This is a genomic window from Enterobacter sp. PL_is379 (assembly GCF_055817355.1).
Genome location: NZ_JBVPGT010000028.1, coordinates 326752 through 349556, shown reverse-complemented (window position 1 = coordinate 349556; position 22805 = coordinate 326752). Strand labels below are relative to the sequence as shown.

Sequence of the window (22805 nt, the reverse complement as noted above, 5' to 3'; positions counted from 1 at the left end):
ATGCGAAAAAAAAGCCCGCATTTTCATGCGAGCTCTTCTTCAAATATGGCGGTGAGGGGGGGATTCGAACCCCCGATACGTTGCCGTATACACACTTTCCAGGCGTGCTCCTTCAGCCACTCGGACACCTCACCATATTGTCATCCCGTTGTTGCGGGACGGGCGCTAATGTAAGGAAAAGCCGAACGGCCGTCAACCCAATTTTTCAGTAATTTAGCGCGTTTAGACAAACTTCAGGCAACATGATTCTTAAATGTGCTGAAAGCGTCTTTTTTATCAGCAACACAGTTACGCAGTAAATTTGTTATGCTGGCAATCCACTTGAAAATGAATACAAAACAGCGCAATAAAAGGCAGGAATAACTATGGATATACTCTTCTATCACCCCACGTTTGATACGGCATACTGGATCAAGGCGCTTACGGCGGCGCTGCCCGGCGCACGCGTTCGCGAGTGGAAGCGTGGCGATAATGAACATGCCGACTATGCGCTGGTCTGGCATCCACCGGTTGAGATGCTGCAGGGCCGCAAGCTGAAGGCGGTTTTCGCCCTGGGCGCGGGTGTTGATTCGATCCTCAGTAAACTGAAAGCGCATCCCGAAATGCTGCCTGAAAATATTCCGCTGTTCCGTCTCGAAGATACCGGAATGGGCCAGCAAATGCAGGAATATGCCGTCAGCCAGGTACTGCACTGGTTCCGCCGCTTTGATGACTATCAGGCCTTTAAACAGCAGGCCTACTGGGAGCCGCTGCCTGAGTACCGTCGCGAAGACTTTACGATCGGCATCCTCGGTGCGGGCGTGCTGGGCTCAAAAGTGGCAGAAGCACTCGCTCCGTGGGGCTTCCCCCTGCGCTGCTGGAGCCGTAGTCGCAAGGACTATCCGGGCGTCGAGAGTTTTGCCGGAACGGATGAGCTTCCGGCCTTTCTGAACGGCACGCGCGTGCTGATCAACCTGCTGCCAAACACGGCGGAAACGGTAGGGATCATCAATGAAACCTTGCTCAATCAGCTCGTCGATCAGAGCTACCTGATGAACCTGGCGCGCGGAGTCCATGTTGTGGAAGGCGATCTGCTGAAGGTCCTGGACAGCGGAAAGCTAAAAGGCGCCATGCTGGATGTCTATAGCCGTGAACCGCTGCCCGCGGAAAGCCCGCTGTGGAAGCACCCGCGCGTCGCGATGACCCCGCACGTGGCTGCCGTGACGCGTCCGGCAGAAGCGGTGGCCTATATATCCCATACCATCTGCGAAATGGAAAAGGGCAACGCGGTCACCGGGCAGGTCGACAGACAGCGCGGCTACTGAGAGAAACCCGGCGTTCGCCGGGTTTTTGCTAATATTCGCCGCTGATAACTGCTATCCTTTGGAAAAACCGCAGAGGAGAAAGAGATGTATCCCGTTGACCTGCATATGCACACCGTCGCCAGTACCCACGCGTATAGCAACCTCCATGATTATATCGCTCAGGCGAAGCTTAAAGGTATTAAGCTGTTCGCGATCACCGATCATGGCCCGGACATGGCGGATGCGCCGCACTACTGGCATTTTGTGAATATGCGGATCTGGCCACGTCTGGTGGACGGCATTGGGATACTGCGCGGCATTGAGGCGAACATCAAAAATATCGACGGTGAGATCGACTGCACCGGCCCGATGCTGACGTCTCTGGACCTTATCCTCGCCGGTTTTCATGAGCCGGTTTTCCCGCCTCAGGATAAAGAGACCAACACCGCGGCGATGATTGCCACTATTGCCAGCGGCAATGTGCACATTATCAGCCACCCCGGTAACCCGAAGTATCCGATTGATATTCAGGCTGTCGCGCAGGCGGCAGCAAAACACCGCGTGGCGCTGGAGATTAATAACTCCTCCTTTGTTCACTCGCGTAAGGGCAGCGAAGACAACTGTCGCGCCGTGGCGGCCGCCGTGCGTGATGCGGGTGGCATGGTGGCGTTGGGCTCAGACTCTCATACCGCGTTTACGCTGGGTGATTTCAGCGAGTGCCTGAAAGTGCTGAATGATGTTAACTTCCCGGAAGCGCAAATCCTGAACGTGACCCCACGCCGCATGCTCGATTTCCTTGAGTCGCGCGGAATGGAACCGATTGCCGAATTTGCCGATCTTTAATTGTGTAATGGAATAAAAAAAATGAACGAGTTTTCCATCCTCTGCCGCGTGCTGGGTACGCTCTATTATCGCCAGCCGCAAGACCCGCTACTGGTGCCACTTTTTACGTTAATTCGTGAAGGTAAACTGGCGCAGAACTGGCCGCTGGAACAGGATGATTTACTGGAACGTCTGCAAAAAAGCTGCGACATGCAGCAGATTGCGACCGACTACAATGCGCTGTTTGTCGGCGATGAGTGCCGCGTTTCGCCATACCGCTCTGCCTGGCAGGAAGGGGCGACGGAAGCGGAAGTCCGTGCTTTCCTCTCCACTCGCGGTATGCCGCTGAGCGATACGCCAGCCGATCATATCGGTACGCTGCTGCTGGCAGCGTCCTGGATTGAAGATAACGCCGGTGATGATGAGAACGAAGCCATTGAAACCTTGTTCGAAACGTACCTGCTGCCGTGGGTCGGGACGTTCCTGGGTAAAGTTGAAGCGCATGCCACCTCGCCATTCTGGAGAACGCTGGCGCCGCTGACCCGCGACGCTATCGCGGCAATGTGGGATGAGCTGGAAGAAGAGAACGAAGAGTGATGTAAGTCACATAAATTCTGCAACTCATCAGTTCATTTTGCATGTAATGTGCTGATGATCTCATTTCTATGGTGCGCTTCTGCTAAGATGCGCGCCATGAACATATTACTTTGTATCGCAATAACGACAGGTATTCTCTCCGGGCTCTGGGGATGGGTGGCCGTGTCTCTCGGATTGCTCAGCTGGGCCGGGTTCCTCGGCTGTACCGCCTATTTCGCCTGTCCGCAGGGGGGAGTCAAAGGGCTCTTTATCTCAGGCTGCACGCTGATGAGTGGTGTTATCTGGGCGCTGGTGATCATGAAAGGCAGCGCGCTGGCGCCGCATCTGGAAATTCTGGGATACGTCATGACGGGTGTCGTCGCCTTTTTAATGTGCATCCAGGCTAAGCATCTGCTGCTTTCATTTGTGCCGGGAACCTTTATGGGGGCGTGCGCGACCTTTGCAGGACAGGGTGACTGGAAGCTGGTGGTCCCCTCACTGGCGCTGGGGCTGCTGTTTGGCTATGCCATGAAAAACAGCGGTCTGTGGCTGGCATCGCGGCGGGAAAAAGCGCAAAACATCACGGCAGTGAGCGAATAAAAAAAGGCGAGATAATCATCTCGCCTTTTTTATGCGCTTCCTGTCAGGATTCCGGAGGGACTGACATATCGCGGTATTTCACCAGTATCGGGTTCTGCACGTCTGCTTTGTTTTGCAGATCCCACAGCCCGCGGTCTATACCGTCGTTAATTAAGTAGATCACGCCGGTTTCAATGGCCGACATCAGACACATCATGACCGGCTCGTTAGAGGTGTAGCCAATTTCACCTTCCAGCAAACGCTGGTAATCGATGAAGCGGAATACCCCTGCCTGAACTTCATAAGACAGAATGGTTTTGCTGGTGTTCACCGAAGAGAGCACTTCGCCTGTACTGACGTTGACCACACGCAGGTTAACGGCGATTTGGTCGAGCTGGTACTGGGTATCCGCACCAATACCAAAGTACCGCGCGCCCGCACCACCCGATTTAACGTTACTTTCGTAACCAATAATCGATCCTTCAATCATCACGTTCGCTGCCGCCAGAGATTGCAGAGGCGTCCGGTTATTGTCCGCAACGGTGCCATTTTCCTGGGCGGCACGAATGATTTTGCGTTCATTCAACAGGTTCTGGAGCCCCTGACGTTCCAGCGGAATAAACCAGTGCGAATCCTTGAGTGCGGTAACCAGCATCGCGGTGGCGCTCTGCGGCACTGCCGTGGAGAAGTTACTTGCCGGGTAAGGTTTGAATTGCCCGGTTTCATCCTGAATGTTGTACACGGAGACAAATATTTTTCCCGTTGGAGCAGGTAAATGCGTTAAATCACGATAACTCTGGGCCCGAGGCATTAATGTTGGTTTTGCAGCTTCTTTAGGTGGAGCAGTTAAACAACCGCTCAATAAGCACACTGCAACAAATATCAGGAAGCGCTGCATGATTGTTGTCCTTATTTCGTTGTTGTTCAGAAGTTAGTTGAATCGTTTTGTAGACCGGAAACCTGGATAGTGGAGATTTTTCCGGTTTTACGATCGGTCACGTTCAACTGAAGCTGTCCGTCCGTGTTGGCGATATCAACGATAAAGTCGTTGGTCACCATCCGCCCGGGTTTACCGGTATTAATGTTGGTCAGCAAACCACCTAAAATCTGCGACTGGATGGCCTGCGTGAAGTTATCCAGTGCGGACGGGGTATCAACGCTAAAATTCTTTAAGCTGGGATCCTTATAGGAGTTTTGCGCCTGAGCTTCATTCAGCAGGAACGCGCCGTTGTTAGGGTTACCGCCAAAGTTAGGGTTACGGAACTGAAACGTCATGTTTCCGGCCCAGCTGATGGGTGTGATCAGCATTATCGAAACAACTGCATATGCAATACGCATGACAGCCTCCGCATATCGGTTCGCTAGAACTCGTCTTTTGCTAAATCGCTGGTGCTTAATAGGGCTTTATCTATTTGCAGGCGATTAATAGCGTCTTCTGATTGTGCCAGTGCTAAGACTACGTTTTTATCGAAGTCCATTTTGGTCGGGAATAAAAACGTTTGATAAATAACGGACTGATTAGCCGTTATTGTTATCCAACTTCCCCATCGTGCACTGGGCCGCTCGTTGATTGTTATATTACCCGTGTATGTACTTTCCCATTTGTCACTGAAGGCACGGTAAAAACTGTGCCCGACCGATGAGACAGTGTGGTCTGTTAACAATCCGGGAACTTCGACCTCGACGGCCTTCAGATTCCCAGCAGCGAGCAGGAAACTCGCTGCGGCGATCCAACTCAACGTGCGCTTCATGTGATTAACGCCTGAGGTTATCGTTTGCCCACGAAACCGCCTGAGTTCGGTTTTTCACAGCTATCTTCTTGAAAAGATTATAAAGGTGCGTCTTTACCGTATTTTCGCTGATAAATAACGAACGGGCGATTTCAATATTTGAAGCACCAATGCGTAACTTATTCAGGATCTCTTTCTCACGGTGCGTGAGCAGTGCTGACTCTGAGCTGTTATAGCGATAATTTCCGGAGTGCGTGATGAGATAGCTGGCAAGCTTTTGCGAAAAATAACACTCTCCGCGCAATATACCTTGCAGCCCCTCTACCACCCGGTCTTCTTCTTCCGTGACGTAGAACACGCCATTGATATGCGGCCAGCTTTCAATATCTCTGAAAGGATATTCATCAGGCGTATTCAACAATAGCACGCGGATATTATTGTTTTTTCTGCTTAAAATATCCTGCCAGTAATGGATAAGCTTTTTATCAGCTTCCATCATATCGAAAAGAATGATGCTGCCAGGTGCAATATCATCAAAAGAACGTTGAATATTATGCAATTTCCCGCTCAGTGATAAAGATTGCTTTAAATGTTGTAATAATGCTGTCGCTTGCAAAGAAGGTTTTGTGATCAACAGTAATGTATGACCATGTAAACTATGGACTTCATTATACATGATGAAACCCCACTTTATTTTGGCACCTGGCAGCTGTCCTCCAGTTTAAAAGAGGACACCAGAAGTACTGACAGATGTTGCACTGCTGTGTGTAGAATCAGACCATAACCTCCACAGGGAGGTAAATATAAAACCAATTTCGTACATCTAATTTCAATCTAGCTTTTACGAAGTTTAAAGCAAGTGTTAAACATGTAACAGAACGTAAAAATCAATATTAATTTGTGAAATTTGATTGTTTGGAATGGTGAGAATTGATGAGAAAGTTGTACACCTAAATAGAGATGCACAGATTTTAAAAATCATACAAATATTTTTAACGATATGATTGTTAAGAATATTTGTTATTTTTGTAAAGCGCTAATTAAGTATGAGTTTCAGATGATTTCTAAGCCCAGGAATGAGCGACTGTCTGGCTTAAGAAAAGAGGCTCCGTGTCACGCACAGAGAAAAATGTTTCCTGCCGTTACGTTTAAACAACCCGGGAGGAAGCGTGGACAGCCTTCGTCTCGTTGTACAACCCTTTCACAATACACCTTTATTAAAAAATATAAGCCGGCCTGATTAAAGTGATTTTTACTGTAAATTACGACTTTGTGGTGACCCGAAAAATAAAAATAAGCCGCGCGGGTGAGATATTTAAAATGTTTCAGCGGACATACTCTTCACCGTAACGACGCGTTAACACCATACGAGCCGTTTAAACATGGAGTAATTAAATAGCCAGGTCCAGGGTGACAACATGAAAAACACATCGTTAATTGTGATGTTTACATTACTGGGTGCGCCTGGATTTGTAACCGCGGCTAATTCAGATTTGGCAAATGCTGAATATAACTTTGCGGTTAACGAATTAAGTCTTTCATCACTAAATCAGGCAGCCATTATTGGTCAACGGGGCGTTTTCAATGACGCTCAGGTTCGCCAGGACGGTTCAAAACTCTTATCCATTGTTTCCCAGGATGGGGCAGGTAACAGAGCGAGAGTCGATCAATCAGGGGCTTACAATATAGCCTGGATCGATCAGAGCGGTAACGGGAATGATGCAGGTATTACGCAAGATGGATACGGTAATAGCGCGAAAATTATCCAGCAAGGGTCGGGTAATAGAGCAAATATTACGCAGTACGGTACGCAGAAAACCGCAGTTGTAGTGCAGAAACAGTCGCAAATGGCGATTAACGTTATTCAACATTAGCGCTTTCGCGACGACTTTAATCAATCCGACGGGGGTTTACCATGAAATTTTTCAAAGTGGCAGCGCTTGCAGCAATCGTAGTTTCTGGTAGTGCTATGGCTGGTCTGATTAATCAGGATGGCTGGGGTCATGGGCATGGTCATGGCGGATACGGTGGCCCAAATTCAACCCTGAATATTTATCAGAATGGTGGCGGTAACTCCGCGGTTGCTCTGCAAACAGACGCCAGAAATTCTGTCCTGAATATTAGCCAGACAGGTGGCGGTAACGGCGCTGACGTTGGTCAGGGTTCTGATGACAGTAAAATCAACCTGACCCAGAAAGGGTTTGGCAACAGTGCAACACTTGATCAGTGGAACAGTAAAAAATCCGTCATGAATGTTAGCCAGTCCGGCGGCTTTAACGGTGCACTCGTAGACCAGACTGCGTCCAACTCAACTGTTAACGTTACCCAGATCGGTTTTGGTAACCACGCGACAGCTCATCAGTACTGATACTGAAATCTGTGCTACAAAAAACAGGGCATCAGCCCTGTTTTTTTTCGGGAGTTCATCATGAATACCTTAATTCTACTCGCCGCGCTTTCCAGTCAGATAACGTTCAAAACGTCGCAGCAGGAAAACATGACCACCATTATTCCGCAGGTCACTCTAGCGCAATCGTGTGATTGTCAGGTTCAGATTGTTTCTGTTCGGGAAGGGCAGGGGGGACAAAGTTCGTCCCGACAGCAAAATACCCTTTTTATACCCGCTAATCAGACGATTGATTTAATGCGCCTGAGTTTAAATATTAACGCAGGAGACACGGTAAAAATCGTGGTCACCGTTTCAGATGGAAAATCGCTTCATTTATCACAACAGTGGTCACCGGCGGGAAGTCCGATCTAAATATTCATGAAATCAATGTGTTGCGAATGTGGCGGGTCTGCGCCGTTGAGCTATGCTGATATCAGGGACCTGGTCGTCATGTTCCTTAACGTGAGACTTCGTTTGCCGTAATAAATGAAGCGCGTTTACCCCTCATGGACGATTTTCATTGAGGAGTACCTATAATGAACAACTATTTTGCTCGACTCGCGGCAGGTCTGGGTCTGGTCGTTTCTGCTTTGAGTATCCCGGCTTATTCGGCCACAGTTGTGAACGGTGGCGTCATTCATTTTCGCGGTGCCATTGTCGCAGACCCCTGTGAAGTCACTCCCCAGAAGCAACAGTTTGCAATGTCATGTCCAGATAATAACCGTATGCAAACGCGTATGGTGAGCTATGAAGAGGCGCTTAACGGGAAAGTGAGCGACTCAAACCTGGCGACGCTCAATATGAAATACCTAAATCCTGAAAAAACGCTCGCGGTTGTCGAAATCCAGTATCGCTAATGCGCACTCTTCCGCCCAGCGGTGGAAGAGGATTTTATCTGATAGTTTTTTCTCCCGGTCTCCTCTGCGATACACTTAAGAAAAAGGCGGGTTGCAGAGGGGCTTTATGAAACCGCAAATTGACATTATTCATGGCGATATTACGACCATGCACGTCGACGTTATCGTCAATGCGGCCAATCCCTCCCTGATGGGGGGAGGCGGCGTGGACGGGGCTATCCACCGGGCTGCCGGACCGCAGCTGCTGGAAGCCTGTAAAACCGTGCGGCAACAGCAGGGCGAATGTCCTCCCGGTCACGCGGTGATTACACTTGCGGGCAATCTGCCTGCCAGAGCGGTTATTCATGCCGTAGGGCCCGTCTGGCATGGCGGGGACCAGCACGAAGCGAGTATTCTGGAAGAGGCTTACCGGAACTGTCTGCGGCTGGCCGCCGACAACGGCTATAAAACGATGGCGTTCCCGGCCATCAGCACCGGCGTGTATGGTTACCCTAAGGCCGCCGCCGCAACGATCGCCGTAGAAACCGTTTACCGCTACCTGTCGTTAAAACCGCTGCCGGAGAAGGTGATTTTTGTCTGTTTCGACGACGACACCACGCATCTTTATCAGCGGCTTCTGACTCAGCGCAGACAAGAGCTGGAAAGCTGAAACAAACGCGGCGCATCTGGTGCGCCGCGTGTTCTAAGAGGCTTTCGCCTGCGGTTTTCCTGAAAAGAGGAAACGCAGCAGCGGGATCCGCAGATGGATTTCGTAGAGTACGATCGCCACCCCCACAACAAACACCAGCCCGGTAAAGAAGCCCAGCGTGTTGGAGGCGATGTGCGGTGTGATGTAAGCCCCGAAGAAAAGCGTCAACGGGTGATGCACCAGATAGATAAACAGCGAAGCATTAACGAAGTAAGTCACGCGGTGGGACTTAAAGTTCAGCAAACGGTGGCCCAGCGCGAATACTACGTTCACCATCCACAGGCCCAGCAGCATCGTGATCACGCTTTCCGTTTCATACATCCAGGCGTCGCCGCTCCCGTAGCGCTGATTCAGCAGATAGGCCGCGAACGCGAGGGTGGCTCCCAGAGCGCACCACGGTGACGGGGTGACAAACAGCGATTTAAGCTTCGGATGAATAAACGCCAGCGCGCCGATTAAAAAGAAGGGAATGTAGAACAGCGACTGCATCACCACAAAATTAAATAACCCGTCGCTCAAAATCGGCGGGTAGACGATAAGCAGGGTCCGTCGCACAGCGGCATAGGCAATCCCCAACAGTAAGAAGAGCACTGACAGTTTGCCCATCGTAACGTTGGCGAAAAAGACGTCGGCTTTCGTACTTAGATGGTGGCGCAGGCGGCTGAAAATCAACAGACTCACCGTGGTGAGCACCACCAGGACCAGCAGGAACCACAGGTGAGATACCAGCTCCCAGACCAGCGTATTGTACTTTTCATACAGCGTCAGATTCGGCCAGTTCTCCGCTTTACCCTTCACGTACTGCAACATAATGAACTGGGGCAGCGTCAGCAGCGGAATGGCGGTCAGCATGGGGATCCCCACGCGCTCTACGCGCACTTTCCACCAGCGCTTGAGCGGGTATCGCAGAAACAGCATGTAAGAGAAATAGCCGGATATGACGAAAAACACCTGCATACGGAAGGCGTGAATAAAGTCATTAAACAGCGTCAGCCACCAGGAGGGCATCTGGCTATTCACGTGCCAGGTGTGGCTGGAGTAAATCAGTGAAATGTGAAAGGGGATCCCCAATAGCATCAGCCATGCCCGGATCGAGTCGAGGAAATATTCACGTTCTGTTGGTGTTGTGCTCATATAACGTTGTGCATTCTCAGACTTTTCGTCTTATCCCTAAGACTCATAATGGTTACATTCGAAGGCAACCCTACACCAAGACCGACACCCTGTCTCCAGGATAAGCACGCAAAGTGAATAGCGGGTTCTTTCATTTGCTTAATCCCTGAGCCAGCAGCTGAACAAAGCAGTGATAATGTTGTCGGATTGCCTGAGTTTCCATTAAAATGGATCGGATCGATATAAGCACACAAAGGGGGAAGTGCTTACTTATTATGAAACATAAACCACAGATGATGAAAATGCGTTGGTTGGGTGCTGCAGTGGTGTTGTCACTGTATACCTCATCGGCACTGGCCTTTAACATCGACGATGTCGCAAAACAGGCAAAATCGATGGCAGGCAAGAGCTACGAAGCGCCGAAAAGTAACTTGCCCTCCGTTTTCCGCGACATGAAGTATGCGGACTATCAGCAGATCCAGTTCAATCACGATAAAGCGTACTGGAGCAATATCAAAACCCCGTTCAAGCTTGAATTTTATCATCAGGGTATGTACTTCGACACGCCTGTTGCCATCAATGAAGTGACGGCGACAGCGGTTCGTAAGATTAAGTACAGCCCGGATTATTTCAATTTTGGCAATGTGCAACACGATAAAGATACGGTGAAAGACCTGGGCTTCGCAGGCTTCAAGGTGCTTTACCCGATCAACAGCAAAGATAAAAACGACGAAATCGTCAGCATGCTGGGTGCCAGCTATTTCCGCGTCATTGGCGCGGGGCAGGTATACGGGCTTTCTGCGCGTGGTCTGGCTATTGATACCGCGCTGCCATCAGGTGAAGAGTTCCCACGTTTCCGTGAGTTCTGGATTGAGCGTCCAAAACCAACTGACAAACGTCTGACCATTTATGCGCTGCTGGATTCCCCGCGTGCAACCGGCGCCTATCGCTTTGTGATTATGCCGGGTCGAGACACGGTGGTTGACGTACAGTCCAAGGTTTACCTGCGTGACAAAGTAGGCAAACTGGGCGTTGCGCCACTGACCAGCATGTTCCTGTTTGGGCCGAACCAGCCGTCTCCGGCAACCAACTTCCGCCCGGAACTGCATGACTCCAACGGTCTGTCTATTCATGCCGGTAACGGTGAGTGGATCTGGCGTCCGCTGAATAACCCGAAACATCTGGCGGTGAGCAGCTTCGCAATGGAAAACCCGCAAGGTTTCGGCCTGCTACAGCGTGGTCGTCAGTTCTCCCGCTTTGAAGATTTGGACGATCGCTATGACCAGCGTCCAAGCGCCTGGGTCACGCCAAACGGTGACTGGGGTAAAGGTAAAGTCGAGCTGGTAGAAATTCCAACCAACGACGAAACCAACGATAACATCGTCGCTTACTGGACACCGGATCAGCTGCCGGAAGCCGGTAAAGAGATGAACTTCAAGTACACCATTACCTTCAGCCGCGACGAAGATAAGCTGCATGCGCCGGATAACGCGTATGTGATGCAGACTCGCCGCTCTACGGGTGATGTGAAGCAGTCTAATCTTATCCGTCAGCCTGACGGGACCGTGGCGTTTGTTGTGGACTTCACCGGCCAGGATATGAAGAAACTGTCGCCGGACACCGCCGTTGCCGCTCAGGCCAGCATCGGTGATAACGGTGAAATCGTTGAGAATACCGTGCGTTACAACCCGGTAACCAAAGGCTGGCGTCTGACCCTGCGCGTGAAAGTGAAAGATCCGAAACAGACCACTGAAATGCGTGCTGCGCTGGTCAGTAACGATCAGCCGCTGAGTGAAACCTGGAGCTATCAGCTACCTGCCAATGAATAATACATCTGAATATATTGATGCCATGCCGCTGACGGATATCGAAAAAGCGGCACTGCCTAAGAGCGACATCCGCGCGGTTCACACCGCGCTGGATGGTGAACATCGTCAGTTTTCCCGTGATGATGATACGCCGCTCGGGTCAGTCAAGGCGCGTCTGGAGCAGGCCTGGCCGGACTCGCTGGCGGAAGGGCAGTTGATTAAAGACGATGAAGGACGCGATCAGCTTCAGGCGATGCCGAAGGCCACGCGTTCCTCAATGTTCCCCGATCCATGGCGCACCAACCCGGTGGGCCGCTTCTGGGATCGCCTGCGCGGGCGTGATGTGACGCCGCGCTATCTGTCGCGCCTGACAAAAGAAGAGCAGGCGTCCGAACAGAAATGGCGTACCGTGGGGACCATCCGTCGCTATATCCTGCTGCTTCTTACGCTGGCGCAGACGGTCGTCGCGACCTGGTACATGAAAACCATCCTGCCTTATCAGGGCTGGGCGTTCATCAACCCGACGGACATGATGGGCCAGGATCTCTGGGTCTCCTTCATGCAGCTGCTGCCGTATATTCTGCAGAGCGGCATCCTTCTGCTGTTCGCGGTTCTCTTCTGCTGGGTCTCGGCCGGTTTCTGGACCGCGCTGATGGGCTTCCTGCAGCTGCTGATGGGGCGTGACAAATACAGCATTTCGGCGTCAACGGTCGGGGATGAACCCCTCAATCCCGAGCACCGTACCGCGCTGATTATGCCTATCTGTAACGAAGACGTTGACCGCGTATTTGCGGGCCTGCGTGCGACATGGGAGTCCGTAAAGGCGACCGGCAACGCGGAGCATTTTGACGTTTACATCCTGAGCGACAGCTACAACCCGGATATCTGCGTTGCAGAACAAAAAGCGTGGATGGAGCTGATTGCAGAAGTGCAGGGCGAAGGGCAGATCTTCTACCGCCGTCGCCGCCGTCGTGTGAAGCGTAAAAGCGGTAACATCGATGACTTCTGCCGTCGCTGGGGTAATCAGTACAGCTATATGGTCGTGCTGGATGCGGACTCCGTCATGAGCGGTGACTGCCTGAGCGGTCTGGTGCGTCTGATGGAAGCCAACCCTAACGCGGGTATCATTCAGTCCTCGCCGAAAGCGTCCGGCATGGACACCCTTTACGCGCGCTGCCAGCAGTTCGCCACCCGTGTCTACGGACCGCTGTTTACCGCGGGTCTGCACTTCTGGCAGCTGGGTGAGTCGCACTACTGGGGTCACAACGCCATTATCCGCGTGAAGCCGTTCATTGAGCACTGTGCGCTGGCGCCGCTGCCGGGCGAGGGTTCGTTTGCCGGTTCTATTCTGTCGCATGACTTCGTGGAAGCGGCGCTAATGCGTCGTGCTGGCTGGGGCGTCTGGATTGCCTACGACCTGCCGGGATCGTACGAAGAGCTGCCGCCAAACCTGCTGGACGAGCTCAAGCGTGACCGCCGCTGGTGTCACGGTAACCTGATGAACTTTCGTCTGTTCCTTGTTAAAGGGATGCACCCGGTTCACCGTGCGGTGTTCCTGACGGGCGTGATGTCTTATCTCTCCGCACCGCTGTGGTTTATGTTCCTTGCGCTCTCCACTGCGCTGCAGGTGGTCCATGCCCTGACGGAGCCGCAATACTTCCTGCAACCGCGGCAGCTGTTCCCGGTGTGGCCGCAGTGGCGTCCGGAGCTGGCGATTGCGCTGTTTGCCTCCACCATGGTGCTACTGTTCCTGCCTAAGCTGCTCAGTATCATCCTGATCTGGTGCAAAGGCTCGAAAGAGTACGGCGGTTTCTTCCGCGTGACCCTTTCACTGCTGCTGGAAGTGCTGTTCTCCGTGCTGCTGGCACCGGTGCGTATGCTGTTCCACACCGTATTTGTGGTCAGTGCGTTCCTGGGCTGGGAAGTGGTCTGGAACTCACCGCAGCGTGATGACGACTCCACGCCGTGGAGCGAAGCCTTTATGCGCCACGGTTCTCAGCTGCTGCTGGGTCTGGTGTGGGCTGCCGGGATGGCCTGGCTGGATCTGCGCTTCCTGTTCTGGCTGGCGCCGATTGTCTTCTCGCTGATCCTGTCGCCGTTTGTCTCCGTGATCTCCAGCCGTTCAACGGTGGGGCTGCGGACCAAACGCTGGAAACTGTTCCTGATCCCGGAAGAGTATTCCCCGCCGCAGGTTCTGGTGGATACCGATCGTTATCTCGAGCAGAACCGCAATCGCACGCTGGATGATGGCTTTATGCACGCCGTGTTTAACCCGTCATTCAACGCTCTGGCAACGGCGATGGCCACTGCGCGCCACCGTGCTAGCCAGGTGCTGGAGATTGCCCGCGATCGTCACGTTGAGCAGGCGCTTAACGAGACCCCGGAAAAACTCAACCGCGACCGTCGACTGGTGCTGTTGAGCGACCCAGTGACAATGGCGCGTCTTCACTACCGCGTGTGGTCCGCTCCGGAGAAATACTCTTCGTGGGTAAACTACTATAAGGAACTGAAACTTAACCCGCTGGCGTTGAAGGCGAAGTAAGTTTTTAAGTAGGGCGGATAAGCGAAGCGCCATCCGCCAAATAAAATACCGGCTTAATTGCCGGTATTTTTTTAGAGGTTACTCATGAAAATAATCATCGTCGTCATGATGGCATGCCTGCTCAGCGGCTGCGGCAGTATCATCAGTCGCACCATTCCAGGGCAAGGCCACGGTAATCAGTATTACCCGGGGGTAAAATGGGATCTCCGTGACTCCGCATGGCGTTACCTGACCGTGCTCGATCTGCCGTTCTCGCTGATTTTCGACACGCTGTTGCTGCCGATTGATGCCAGCCATGGCCCTTACGAATAGCGTAAATTAACGCTCGTCCCACTCATCGGCTGCGGTTTGACCTTCTTCCGTATCCAGCGGTGGCTCGAGCTGAAACTCGCCCTCATCCCACTCGTGTAGGGTGTTCTCTTCCAGCCATTCCTGCCGAAGTTCGATTTCGTCATAGTCGCCATCGAAGACGGCCTGCGCACCTTCACCGCTCAATATCGGCAAACATTCCCCTTCTTCACCTTCATCGGCAAAGAATTCGGCCTGCCACATAATATCCCCATCCTGCAGAACGTATTTTTGGATATTAAGCTGTTGCACGTCAGCATCTTCTTCTTCAACGCCGGGGTTGTCGGCGAGGAACTCTTCACGAGCGGCATCAATAGCTTCTTCCAGCGTGGCATACATGGTCATTGGTGTCTCCCTGTTTTCCAGAAGGTTTCAGGGAAAGAATAGCTGAATATATGATTCTGCAAGTATGAATGTGAAAATAAGACGTCACACATTCAATGCCGCCCACTTAAGCGGTGCGGCACGAGAGTTCACCGCGTAACGGATTTTTGACATCTTAACTGCCCTCGGCCTTAATGGCTGGAGGCGTTTTGTTATGAACACCGCTTCCAGATCTCCACACATGTGCTCTAATTGTTTCTGGATTGACGGTATTCACCAGTACTGACATCTCCGATTGCGGCAGGCGGCGACATGGGCGGACCGTCGCTGAAAACGAGCAGGTCGTTGAGAAATGGCATAAGAAAACGGCTCCCTGTAGTGGAAGCCGTTATAGTGCCGCGGTAAAGAATCGGTCAACCGCTCCTTAACTGAACGGCATTGCCCATTAAGCGGGGCTTTTTCTTGATTCAATATCAACGCTTCTTTTTTGGTTTGAATAAACGATCACTGACAATAAATGCAACTATCAGGAATATAACAGTAGATATTAATGCATAATCTTCCCAAAAGGTGACGGCGAGCATACCAAAAATAATAGTTAAACCAATAGGTATATAAACTTGCATAACAAGCCTAACTAATTCCTGCCACCACACGCTAAACATTTTTTTCATCGTACTATCCTAAGAATATCAGAAACAATATCGTTATCGCTTTTTTGGTATTGGTTGTGTACGTCAACACGATCAATTATTGGTTCAACCAGGAAGTATAACATTTCCAGATCACGATTATAGAGATCTCTATAGTACCGACTATGTTTATGTAAAAGACGTTCCGCAGCCTGTGAAGCTACCTGTGCATACCCATATATTCCCGCCGCAGCTACACCACGCGTTGACCATTTGGTGAGTGCCGAGGAGATCGATACTTGCATTGAAAGACTTGAAGCCGCTAACGTAGCGATAGTGTACGCAATGGTAAACTTGGTAAGGGTGGCAGTTGTAAACCCAGCTCCTGCTTTAGACAAGATTAACGTAATGTTCCTGATGCGCTGGTCTGAGAGATTTTCAAACATATAGTTGATATAGATTTCAAGCATCTCTCTTATAGTGCCATGATGTTTTACGAGTACTACAAGAGCCTTCAAGAACCTCTTATCTTCTTGCTTCAAACGTGTACATACGTCCTGGTAGTTGTCGAGGAAGCACGAGCTATACCACGAAAGCCTTTCCACCCCAGAGTATATTAAATGAGCCTGTTGTACGGCTTGCTGTTGAACACCAGCAAGGCTTTTATCCAGCAGGTTAGCCATGTAGCGATCAGCATCAAGTTTGTTCAGTATAAGCGAGTTGTAGCTCATGAATCCTTCCCATGTTTCTCCCTATCCATATTCCACATAACAGTAATAAACCTCCGAATAATAAACAAGATGTATCTACCGATGGAGGCAGGTCACGCCAGTACTCGAAAACCCGCAAGGCGTTATTACTCACTTTGCTCGACAGATGATAGTACTGAATCAAAGTGATTGGGGTCGGTACTACGTACCTAAAGTCTTTGCGAGTAATTACGCGTCGCCTTGCTCCTTGTCAGGGTTGCGGGCTGTTGAATCCCTTCGCGTACTTACCTACCTTATAGTGGTGATGTTCGATTACTCGACACATGATAGAATCGCCCTATGCAAACAGCAGGGAAAACAAAATGCAAATAATGAGGATGACATACGACGACATTGATAAAAATGGCTATGCCAAATTACACGTCTATGGAATAGGAACTTTCTCTGCATTCAGTGGGCAAAACCCATATACCAATGATCCCAACTGTGCGTACTTACCAAACAGTGCAATACCTACTGGACGGTACTGGATAGTTGATAGGCCAACTGGCTCTACATTGAATAAGATCCGGGCATGGGGCGTTGATACAATCACAGGTAATGACCACTCCGAATGGTTTGCACTCTTCAGTGCTCAAACCATGACAGATAGCATAATGATTAACGGTGTATCGCGTGGTAGTTTCCGGTTACATCCACTCAGGCCGGATGGTTCTGGTTTCTCTGAGGGGTGTATTACTTTCGTCAATCGACCCGATTTCTATACTGTACGTAGTCAGTTGCTCCGTACTAAAAAGGTTAAAGTACCAGGATCAAGGACTGGATTGATGGCATATGGTTATGTTGATGTGCAAGGGGGGAGCGACTATGCGAAGTGCAGGATTCGTTAAGAATGCGGCCATATACAGTATCTGTATTGTCTTTGCATGGTGGCTATCAAGTTTCGGTAAGCCTCTCAATGGACTAACGCAATGGGTCATGGATACCGCCTATAGTACTTTCAGTTCCGGCCTGAGTGGTTCATATGAAGCTGATGCAGATCCGGTAAAGTTCATCGCCTTAATCCTGATGGTACTTATCTACGCTACCATACTGTTCTTGCTTACACGTTTGGTACTAAGAAAGTTTCAGGTCAATCGCTAATACCTCATTTTATTAAGTACCCTCACTGTATATGGTGAGGGTATTTTTTTGTACTTAATTACTGACTATAACAATAAATACATCAACAATAGATGAGGTGAGTTTATAGAAAAATATATTATTAACGATTTTGTTTATGAAGTTATTGGCAATGTGATAACCGTCCTGACCTGCCCCCCGTATTAGATACAACCATCAGTTAGTAATGTCGGTTTGTTTACTTTCACATTTTCCATTCCGCCACCGTGCTGCAAACTCTGATGGCGTCTGATAATTCAGTGCTGAATGTGAACGACATTCGTTATAATCCTGCCGCCAGTCATTAATGACTGTCCTTGCGTGAACGATATCACTGAACCTGTGCTCATTCAGACATTCATCGCGAAATCGCCCGTTAAAGCTCTCAATAAATCCGTTCTGCGTTGGCTTGCCCGGCTGGATTAAGCACAGTTCAATACCATGCTCAAAAGCCCATTGATCCATTGCACGGCAGGTGAACTCCGGCCCCTGGTCAGTTCTTATCGTCGCCGGATAGCCTCGAAACAGTGCAATGCTGTCCAGAATACGCGTGACCTGAACGCCTGAAATCCCGAATGCGATGGTAATGTCAGGCACTCCTTCGTGAAGTCGTCCACACAGGTCAGGCACTTGATCCTGCGACCGGTCGCTTCACACATCAATACCACGGCTTCCCGCTTCTGGTCTGTCGCCAGTACTTTCGCCCCAGGGCCACTGAAGAGCCTCCTTATCCAGCATGGCTTCGGCAAGCAGCTTCTTACGCCAGGTATAATAGGTGGCGTCGGAAATGGCGTACTTGCGGCAGAGCTCACGGGGAGAAACCCCTGCTTCAGCTTCGCGGAGGATACTGATGATCTGTTCGTCGGAAAAACGCTTCTTCATGGGGATGTCCTCATGTGGCTTATGAAGACATTACTAACATCGCGGTGTCTTAATCAACGGGGAGCAGGTCAGCGTACATGGTCATTGGTGTCTCCCTGTTTTCCAGAAGGTTTCAGGGAAAGAATAGCTGAATATAAGATTCTGCAAGTATGAATGCGAAAATAAGCTTCAGGCGTTCGTCTTATTCCGTCACGGGCCGTAACGCGCGGGATAAACTGAACCACGAATAAATGGCATTGAACAACACGACGCCCGCCGTCACGATAAAGACGGCGCGAAAACCGAAGCTGGCGGAGATCCCGGCCCCGAGCAGCGGTCCGGTGACGTTACCAATATCCCGGAATGACTGGTTATAGCTGAAAATACGCCCGGCAATCTGGTTCGTGGAGTTGTAGACCAGCAGGGTCTGTACGGCGGGCAGCAACGCGCCGTCGGCGGCACCCAGCAAAAAGCGCAGGACGCCCAGCTGCCATGGCGTTTGCACCATCGACATCGGGATAAGCAGCAGGACGGAAATCACCAGCGCGAAGATCAGGATTTTTTCCGGACCCACCCGGTCCCCCAGTTTTCCCAGCCTCGGGGCGCTCAGCAGCGCCGCCACGCCGGGTACGGAGGCGATCAGCCCGCTGATGAACGCAATATTGCTGACGTTACCCGCCAGGTCGCGAACGTACAGCGTCAGAATAGGGGCAATCGACCCGGTAGCCACCTGAATAATCATTGTCGTCACGAACAGGCTGAGTACCAGTCTGGGATTTTTAAGCGAGGTCAGCACCTCCCTCGCGTGAAGCATCTCTTTTTTGGCGACAGGCGTGAAGTTTTCCCGAATACAGAGCAGGGTGACGATAAAGCACAGGAACAGCACGCTGGCGGTGATAAAGAAAACCGGCCGCAGGCCATAGCTATCGGCCAGGAGTCCGCCGGCCAGTGGCCCCAGCAGGGCGCCGCTCACGCCGCCGGTTGAGAGCGTGCCCAGCGCCCAGCCGCTCTTATGGCGGGGAATTTGTGTGGCAATCAGGGCATTGGCATTGGGAATAAAGCCCCCCAGCAGGCCCAGCAGCGCGCGGAGGATCAGGAACTGCCAGACGTTTTGCGCCACGCCCATCAGCACCATGATAATGGCCATCCCCAGCGCCGAACGCAGCAGCATGATTTTACGTCCCTTGCGATCGGCAAGGCCGCCCCAGAAGGGCGAGGCTATCGCGGAAAACAGGAACGTGATGCTGAATACCAGGCCGGACCACATATTGAGCGCGCTGTGGCCCGTTACGCCCAGCTGTTCGACGTAGAGCGGCAGGAAGGGCATGACCAGGCTAAACGCCGCGCCGGTAAGAAAACAGCCAAGCCACGCAACCGTGAGGTTACGCTTCCAGTTTATGGGGGCATCTGAGGGTGACATAACAATCCGCATAATGAGGTGCTGAGCACCTGAAGCATGAAGTAATAAGCATGCTAATTATGCGCCTGGGTTATGATTGCCGCAATGAGGGGGAGCTTTTAAAGCTAAAACAGCATGCGGCCCTGAGGGCCGCACGTTGAAAATCAATAGCGGGACGGCGTGCCTTTTGGGCGCGTTTTAAAGCGACGGTGCAGCCACATATACTGCTCCGGGGCGAGCATGATGCACTTCTCCACAACGCTGTTCATCCAGCGTGCGGTGGTTTGTGCATCGTCAAGCGGCGGCGCGAGTTCCGGCTCCAGCATCATCAGCTCGTAGCCTGAACCATCCGGCTTACGGCGGGGAACAAAAGGCACGATGGCAGCTTTGGACATCCGCGCCAGCATCCAGGTGCCGGTGGTTGTGGCGGCCTCGTCAACGGCGAAGAAGGGGACAAATACGCTGGCCTGCGGGCCATAATCATGGTCGGGGGCATACCAGACCACTTCACCGGATTTTAGTGCGCGGATCATGCCCTTCAGATCTTTTCGGTCGATCATGCTTTTGTTGGAGCGCATGCGGCCGTTGGTCTGGATTAAATCGATGACCGGGTTATCGTTAGGACGATAAACGCCAATGCCGGGTGCCTGCATGCCGAACATGCGTGCCCCGATTTCCAGCGTCAGAAAATGGACGCCGATCAGGAGAACGCCCGTCTGGTTGGCCTGAAGCGTATGCACAGGCTCCATGCCGGTTCCCGTCACCTCGCTCCAGCGGGCCATGCGTTTGTCCGGCCAGAACCACGCCATACCGGTTTCCATAAGCCCCATCCCGACGGATTCGAAATTCTTCGAAACCATATCGTGACGATCTGTCTCGCTCATCTGCGGAAAACACAGCTCAAGATTGCGGTACGCAATTTTGGCGCGACGCTTCATAAACAGCTGCGCGAAACGGCCCAGAAATTTACCCAACCGAAAAATTACAGGGTAGGGAAGCTGTACCAGGAGCCATAAAAAGCCAATGCCAAGCCAGGTCAACCAATAGCGGGGATGCAAAAGGGCGGCAGTAAATTTTGGTAACTGGGTCATGTCTTTCCTGTGTTCAAACGTCCTGTTTTGCTAGTGTCTCATTTTTTTAGACGTAGCCAAAATATCTGCTTTCGAAGCGTGCACGAATACAGCAATTGTTAAGCCTGATTAATCAGGGTGTGTGAAATGTAGCGTAAATTGTGTGGATGTAAATTAGTTTTATTTGCTATATGATGCCGACCGATTTTTCATTCTCTCTAACGATTCCAGGACTGTACACCATGCCAGTGTTACACAACCGCGTGTCGAATGAGATGTTAAAAGCGCGTATGTTGGCTGAAACCGAACCGCGCACCACCATCTCTTTCTACAAATACTTCACGATCAACGATCCGCAGGCAACCCGCGATGCGCTTTATCAGGCGTTCACGGCCCTGAACGTCTTCGGACGCGTCTACCTTGCCCGTGAAGGCATCAACGCGCAGATTAGCGTACCGGAAAGCAAAGTCAGCGCTTTCCGCGACGTTCTTTATCACTTCGATCCGGCCCTCGACGGCTTACGCCTGAACATTGCCCTGGATGATGACGGGAAATCCTTCTGGGTGCTGCGCATGAAGGTGCGTGAACGCATCGTGGCGGACGGTATCGACGATCCTGAGTTTAACCCGGCGGATGTCGGCGAATATCTGAAGGCTGCGGAAGTGAATGCGATGCTGGACGATCCGGATGCTGTGTTCATTGATATGCGTAACCACTATGAGTACGAAGTGGGGCATTTCGAGAACGCGATGGAAATCCCGGCCGACACCTTCCGCGAGCAGCTGCCCAAAGCGGTTGAGATGATGCAGGAACATAAAGATAAAAAGATCGTTATGTACTGCACCGGCGGTATCCGCTGTGAGAAAGCCAGCGCGTGGATGAAGCACAACGGTTTTAATAAGGTCTGGCATATTGAAGGCGGCATTATCGAGTATGCCCGCCGCGCCCGTGAACAGGGTTTACCGGTACGCTTTATCGGGAAAAACTTTGTCTTTGACGAGCGTATGGGGGAACGTATCTCGGAAGACGTTATTGCCCAGTGCCACCAGTGCGGCGCGCCGTGCGATACCCATACCAACTGCAAAAACGACGGGTGTCATCTGCTGTTTATTCAGTGCCCGGCCTGTGCCGAGAAGTTTAACGGCTGCTGTAGCGAATTGTGCAGCGAAGAGAGCATCCTGCCGGAAGAAGAACAGCGTCGCCGTCGTGCAGGACGTGAAAACGGCAACAAGATTTTCAATAAATCACGCGGCCGTCTGAATACCAAACTGGGTATCCCTGACCCGGAATGATAATAACGCCCGGCACGGCAAAAGCCTGCCGGGCGAATCTATTATGATTTCTGCTGTACACCTTCAACGGAAATAATCAGCTCCACGTCCTGAGACGCCGGGCCTAAATCCGTTGTGATATTAAAATCTTTCAGATGAATTTTACCCGCTGCTTCAAATCCTGCGCGTTTACCGCCCCACGGATCGTCACCATGACCCAATAATTTAGCCTCCAGCGTGACCGGTTTTGTTACGCCGTTAAGCGTCAGGTTGCCGGTAATATTCAGCTTATCACCGTCTTTTTTCACTTCCGTGGAGGTGAAAGTAGCCTGTGGGTATTTCCCGACATTGAGGAATTCCCCACTGCGCAGATGTTTATCACGTTCAGCATGATTGGTATCAACGCTGTTAGTATTAATGGTCACGTTGACCTTGTCGGCGGCAGGATTTTTCTCGTCAAAGGTGAATGTGCCGTCAAAATCCTTAAAGGTACCGTACAGCCAGCTGTAACCCAGGTGCTGAATACGGAAATTGACGAAAGCGTGCTGGCCCTCTTTATCAATTTTATAATCAGCCGCCACGGCGGAACCGGCGGTGAATAACAGAGAACCCAGGGCGATACCCAGCAGGTGTTTTTTCATT

Annotated in this window: 25 protein-coding genes, 1 tRNA gene and 1 pseudogene; 14 read left to right on the top strand and 13 right to left on the bottom strand. The window is 51.3% G+C overall.

Translation table 11 applies throughout. The features are described from left to right. Positions 1-46: 46 nt before the first annotated feature. Positions 47-134 (bottom strand) — tRNA-Ser (locus tag AC0TOY_RS12545). Positions 135-365: 231 nt separating this feature from the next. Here AC0TOY_RS12545 and ghrA point away from each other — a divergent pair. The 4 genes from ghrA (at position 366) to AC0TOY_RS12525 (ending at position 3281) form a co-directional block, all read left to right on the top strand. Next, positions 366-1304, top strand: coding sequence for a glyoxylate/hydroxypyruvate reductase GhrA (gene ghrA / locus AC0TOY_RS12540; RefSeq protein ID WP_473721904.1), 939 nt, complete (start codon positions 366-368; stop codon positions 1302-1304). Positions 1305-1388: 84 nt separating this feature from the next. Then, on the top strand, positions 1389-2126 hold the full coding sequence (locus AC0TOY_RS12535; RefSeq protein ID WP_024908981.1) for a phosphatase: 738 nt from the start codon (positions 1389-1391) through the stop codon (positions 2124-2126). Positions 2127-2147: 21 nt separating this feature from the next. Further along, on the top strand, positions 2148-2702 hold the full coding sequence (locus AC0TOY_RS12530; protein ID WP_029740002.1) for a TorD/DmsD family molecular chaperone: 555 nt from the start codon (positions 2148-2150) through the stop codon (positions 2700-2702). 96 nt (positions 2703-2798) lie between these two features. Beyond that, a complete protein-coding gene (locus AC0TOY_RS12525; protein ID WP_073961616.1) occupies positions 2799-3281 on the top strand; it encodes a DUF1097 domain-containing protein in 483 nt (160 codons plus the stop codon). Positions 3282-3324: 43 nt separating this feature from the next. Here the strand turns inward: AC0TOY_RS12525 and csgG are convergent, their stop codons facing one another. From csgG to csgD, 4 genes are read right to left on the bottom strand one after another with little or no spacing between them, the layout of a single operon-like run. Continuing rightward, a complete protein-coding gene (csgG, locus tag AC0TOY_RS12520) occupies positions 3325-4158 on the bottom strand; it encodes a curli production assembly/transport protein CsgG (protein ID WP_032648920.1) in 834 nt (277 codons plus the stop codon). 26 nt (positions 4159-4184) lie between these two features. Continuing rightward, the gene (gene csgF / locus AC0TOY_RS12515; protein WP_032648919.1) at positions 4185-4598 is read right to left on the bottom strand and encodes a curli production assembly/transport protein CsgF; all 414 of its coding nucleotides are present in this window, start codon (positions 4596-4598) and stop codon (positions 4185-4187) included. Between the two features lie 23 nt (positions 4599-4621). Continuing rightward, the gene (gene csgE / locus AC0TOY_RS12510; protein WP_024908986.1) at positions 4622-5011 is read right to left on the bottom strand and encodes a curli production assembly/transport protein CsgE; all 390 of its coding nucleotides are present in this window, start codon (positions 5009-5011) and stop codon (positions 4622-4624) included. Between the two features lie 4 nt (positions 5012-5015). Then, positions 5016-5666 (bottom strand): biofilm master transcriptional regulator CsgD, encoded by a 651-nt coding sequence (csgD, locus tag AC0TOY_RS12505; RefSeq protein WP_024908987.1) that lies wholly within the window; start codon positions 5664-5666, stop codon positions 5016-5018. Positions 5667-6408: 742 nt separating this feature from the next. Between csgD and csgB the strand changes: the two genes are divergently transcribed. The 5 genes from csgB (at position 6409) to ymdB (ending at position 8885) form a co-directional block, all read left to right on the top strand. Beyond that, positions 6409-6864 carry a curli minor subunit CsgB gene (gene csgB / locus AC0TOY_RS12500; protein WP_024908988.1) on the top strand — a complete coding sequence of 152 codons (456 nt, stop codon included), beginning with the start codon at positions 6409-6411 and terminating at the stop codon, positions 6862-6864. 41 nt (positions 6865-6905) lie between these two features. Continuing rightward, positions 6906-7358, top strand: a complete 453-nt coding sequence (gene csgA / locus AC0TOY_RS12495; protein ID WP_024908989.1) for a curli major subunit CsgA — start codon at positions 6906-6908, stop codon at positions 7356-7358. A gap of 60 nt (positions 7359-7418) precedes the next feature. Next, the gene (gene csgC / locus AC0TOY_RS12490; RefSeq protein WP_208763752.1) at positions 7419-7751 is read left to right on the top strand and encodes a curli assembly chaperone CsgC; all 333 of its coding nucleotides are present in this window, start codon (positions 7419-7421) and stop codon (positions 7749-7751) included. Positions 7752-7915: 164 nt separating this feature from the next. Then, entirely contained in the window at positions 7916-8236 is a 321-nt protein-coding gene (locus tag AC0TOY_RS12485) for a type 1 fimbrial protein (RefSeq protein ID WP_024908991.1), read from the top strand. A 106-nt stretch (positions 8237-8342) separates the two neighbouring features. Further along, a complete protein-coding gene (ymdB, locus tag AC0TOY_RS12480) occupies positions 8343-8885 on the top strand; it encodes an O-acetyl-ADP-ribose deacetylase (protein WP_024908992.1) in 543 nt (180 codons plus the stop codon). Positions 8886-8918: 33 nt separating this feature from the next. On the opposite strand, the gene mdoC is transcribed toward ymdB, so the two are convergent. Beyond that, entirely contained in the window at positions 8919-10058 is a 1140-nt protein-coding gene (mdoC, locus tag AC0TOY_RS12475) for a glucans biosynthesis protein MdoC (RefSeq protein ID WP_024908993.1), read from the bottom strand. 254 nt (positions 10059-10312) lie between these two features. On the opposite strand from mdoC, the gene mdoG reads away from it, so the two are divergent. The 3 genes from mdoG to AC0TOY_RS12460 all read left to right on the top strand — a co-directional run bounded on the left by mdoG (position 10313) and on the right by AC0TOY_RS12460 (position 14699). Next, positions 10313-11866, top strand: a complete 1554-nt coding sequence (mdoG, locus tag AC0TOY_RS12470) for a glucans biosynthesis protein MdoG (RefSeq protein ID WP_021240787.1) — start codon at positions 10313-10315, stop codon at positions 11864-11866. After that, on the top strand, positions 11859-14387 hold the full coding sequence (mdoH, locus tag AC0TOY_RS12465) for a glucans biosynthesis glucosyltransferase MdoH (protein WP_157188919.1): 2529 nt from the start codon (positions 11859-11861) through the stop codon (positions 14385-14387). Before mdoG ends, mdoH begins: the two co-directional genes overlap by 8 nt. Before the next feature lie 84 nt (positions 14388-14471). After that, on the top strand, positions 14472-14699 hold the full coding sequence (locus tag AC0TOY_RS12460; protein WP_157188920.1) for a YceK/YidQ family lipoprotein: 228 nt from the start codon (positions 14472-14474) through the stop codon (positions 14697-14699). Between the two features lie 6 nt (positions 14700-14705). On the opposite strand, the gene AC0TOY_RS12455 is transcribed toward AC0TOY_RS12460, so the two are convergent. The 3 genes from AC0TOY_RS12455 to AC0TOY_RS12445 form a co-directional block, all read right to left on the bottom strand. Next, positions 14706-15080 (bottom strand): MysB family protein, encoded by a 375-nt coding sequence (locus AC0TOY_RS12455; protein WP_023311118.1) that lies wholly within the window; start codon positions 15078-15080, stop codon positions 14706-14708. A gap of 452 nt (positions 15081-15532) precedes the next feature. Then, positions 15533-15733, bottom strand: coding sequence for a hypothetical protein (locus AC0TOY_RS12450; protein ID WP_048990092.1), 201 nt, complete (start codon positions 15731-15733; stop codon positions 15533-15535). Beyond that, positions 15730-16422, bottom strand: a complete 693-nt coding sequence (locus AC0TOY_RS12445) for a hypothetical protein (protein WP_048990094.1) — start codon at positions 16420-16422, stop codon at positions 15730-15732. Before AC0TOY_RS12445 ends, AC0TOY_RS12450 begins: the two co-directional genes overlap by 4 nt. Positions 16423-16724: 302 nt before the next feature. On the opposite strand from AC0TOY_RS12445, the gene AC0TOY_RS12440 reads away from it, so the two are divergent. Beyond that, positions 16725-17291, top strand: coding sequence for a DUF2778 domain-containing protein (locus tag AC0TOY_RS12440; protein ID WP_322742063.1), 567 nt, complete (start codon positions 16725-16727; stop codon positions 17289-17291). Positions 17292-17739: 448 nt separating this feature from the next. Here AC0TOY_RS12440 and AC0TOY_RS12435 read toward each other — a convergent pair. The 3 genes and pseudogenes from AC0TOY_RS12435 to AC0TOY_RS12425 form a co-directional block, all read right to left on the bottom strand. Further along, a pseudogene (locus AC0TOY_RS12435) lies at positions 17740-18444 on the bottom strand (integrase core domain-containing protein). Positions 18445-18625: 181 nt separating this feature from the next. Then, positions 18626-19843, bottom strand: coding sequence for a multidrug efflux MFS transporter MdtG (gene mdtG / locus AC0TOY_RS12430; RefSeq protein WP_473721903.1), 1218 nt, complete (start codon positions 19841-19843; stop codon positions 18626-18628). A gap of 143 nt (positions 19844-19986) precedes the next feature. Next, positions 19987-20913, bottom strand: coding sequence for a Kdo(2)-lipid IV(A) acyltransferase (locus tag AC0TOY_RS12425; protein WP_473721902.1), 927 nt, complete (start codon positions 20911-20913; stop codon positions 19987-19989). Positions 20914-21134: 221 nt separating this feature from the next. On the opposite strand from AC0TOY_RS12425, the gene trhO reads away from it, so the two are divergent. Then, positions 21135-22184 carry an oxygen-dependent tRNA uridine(34) hydroxylase TrhO gene (gene trhO / locus AC0TOY_RS12420; protein WP_024909001.1) on the top strand — a complete coding sequence of 350 codons (1050 nt, stop codon included), beginning with the start codon at positions 21135-21137 and terminating at the stop codon, positions 22182-22184. Positions 22185-22225: 41 nt separating this feature from the next. On the opposite strand, the gene AC0TOY_RS12415 is transcribed toward trhO, so the two are convergent. After that, positions 22226-22804, bottom strand: coding sequence for a YceI family protein (locus tag AC0TOY_RS12415; RefSeq protein WP_473721901.1), 579 nt, complete (start codon positions 22802-22804; stop codon positions 22226-22228). Position 22805 lies beyond the last annotated feature (1 nt).

What these genes read in the sequence shown, in the direction of transcription:
- csgC (WP_208763752.1), top strand. Translation starts at nt 7,419, where the DNA reads ATGAATACCTTAATTCTACTCGCCGCGCTTTCCAGTCAGATAACGTTC.
- AC0TOY_RS12415 (WP_473721901.1), bottom strand. Translation starts at nt 22,804, where the DNA reads ATGAAAAAACACCTGCTGGGTATCGCCCTGGGTTCTCTGTTATTCACC.
- csgG (WP_032648920.1), bottom strand. Translation starts at nt 4,158, where the DNA reads ATGCAGCGCTTCCTGATATTTGTTGCAGTGTGCTTATTGAGCGGTTGT.
- AC0TOY_RS12455 (WP_023311118.1), bottom strand. Translation starts at nt 15,080, where the DNA reads ATGACCATGTATGCCACGCTGGAAGAAGCTATTGATGCCGCTCGTGAA.
- AC0TOY_RS12485 (WP_024908991.1), top strand. Translation starts at nt 7,916, where the DNA reads ATGAACAACTATTTTGCTCGACTCGCGGCAGGTCTGGGTCTGGTCGTT.
- AC0TOY_RS12535 (WP_024908981.1), top strand. Translation starts at nt 1,389, where the DNA reads ATGTATCCCGTTGACCTGCATATGCACACCGTCGCCAGTACCCACGCG.
- csgD (WP_024908987.1), bottom strand. Translation starts at nt 5,666, where the DNA reads ATGTATAATGAAGTCCATAGTTTACATGGTCATACATTACTGTTGATC.
- csgE (WP_024908986.1), bottom strand. Translation starts at nt 5,011, where the DNA reads ATGAAGCGCACGTTGAGTTGGATCGCCGCAGCGAGTTTCCTGCTCGCT.
- AC0TOY_RS12445 (WP_048990094.1), bottom strand. Translation starts at nt 16,422, where the DNA reads ATGAGCTACAACTCGCTTATACTGAACAAACTTGATGCTGATCGCTAC.
- ghrA (WP_473721904.1), top strand. Translation starts at nt 366, where the DNA reads ATGGATATACTCTTCTATCACCCCACGTTTGATACGGCATACTGGATC.
- mdtG (WP_473721903.1), bottom strand. Translation starts at nt 19,843, where the DNA reads ATGTCACCCTCAGATGCCCCCATAAACTGGAAGCGTAACCTCACGGTT.
- ymdB (WP_024908992.1), top strand. Translation starts at nt 8,343, where the DNA reads ATGAAACCGCAAATTGACATTATTCATGGCGATATTACGACCATGCAC.
- AC0TOY_RS12460 (WP_157188920.1), top strand. Translation starts at nt 14,472, where the DNA reads ATGAAAATAATCATCGTCGTCATGATGGCATGCCTGCTCAGCGGCTGC.
- mdoH (WP_157188919.1), top strand. Translation starts at nt 11,859, where the DNA reads ATGAATAATACATCTGAATATATTGATGCCATGCCGCTGACGGATATC.
- csgF (WP_032648919.1), bottom strand. Translation starts at nt 4,598, where the DNA reads ATGCGTATTGCATATGCAGTTGTTTCGATAATGCTGATCACACCCATC.
- AC0TOY_RS12530 (WP_029740002.1), top strand. Translation starts at nt 2,148, where the DNA reads ATGAACGAGTTTTCCATCCTCTGCCGCGTGCTGGGTACGCTCTATTAT.
- mdoC (WP_024908993.1), bottom strand. Translation starts at nt 10,058, where the DNA reads ATGAGCACAACACCAACAGAACGTGAATATTTCCTCGACTCGATCCGG.
- AC0TOY_RS12525 (WP_073961616.1), top strand. Translation starts at nt 2,799, where the DNA reads ATGAACATATTACTTTGTATCGCAATAACGACAGGTATTCTCTCCGGG.
- AC0TOY_RS12440 (WP_322742063.1), top strand. Translation starts at nt 16,725, where the DNA reads ATGATAGAATCGCCCTATGCAAACAGCAGGGAAAACAAAATGCAAATA.
- csgA (WP_024908989.1), top strand. Translation starts at nt 6,906, where the DNA reads ATGAAATTTTTCAAAGTGGCAGCGCTTGCAGCAATCGTAGTTTCTGGT.
- trhO (WP_024909001.1), top strand. Translation starts at nt 21,135, where the DNA reads ATGCCAGTGTTACACAACCGCGTGTCGAATGAGATGTTAAAAGCGCGT.
- csgB (WP_024908988.1), top strand. Translation starts at nt 6,409, where the DNA reads ATGAAAAACACATCGTTAATTGTGATGTTTACATTACTGGGTGCGCCT.
- mdoG (WP_021240787.1), top strand. Translation starts at nt 10,313, where the DNA reads ATGAAACATAAACCACAGATGATGAAAATGCGTTGGTTGGGTGCTGCA.
- AC0TOY_RS12450 (WP_048990092.1), bottom strand. Translation starts at nt 15,733, where the DNA reads ATGAAAAAAATGTTTAGCGTGTGGTGGCAGGAATTAGTTAGGCTTGTT.
- AC0TOY_RS12425 (WP_473721902.1), bottom strand. Translation starts at nt 20,913, where the DNA reads ATGACCCAGTTACCAAAATTTACTGCCGCCCTTTTGCATCCCCGCTAT.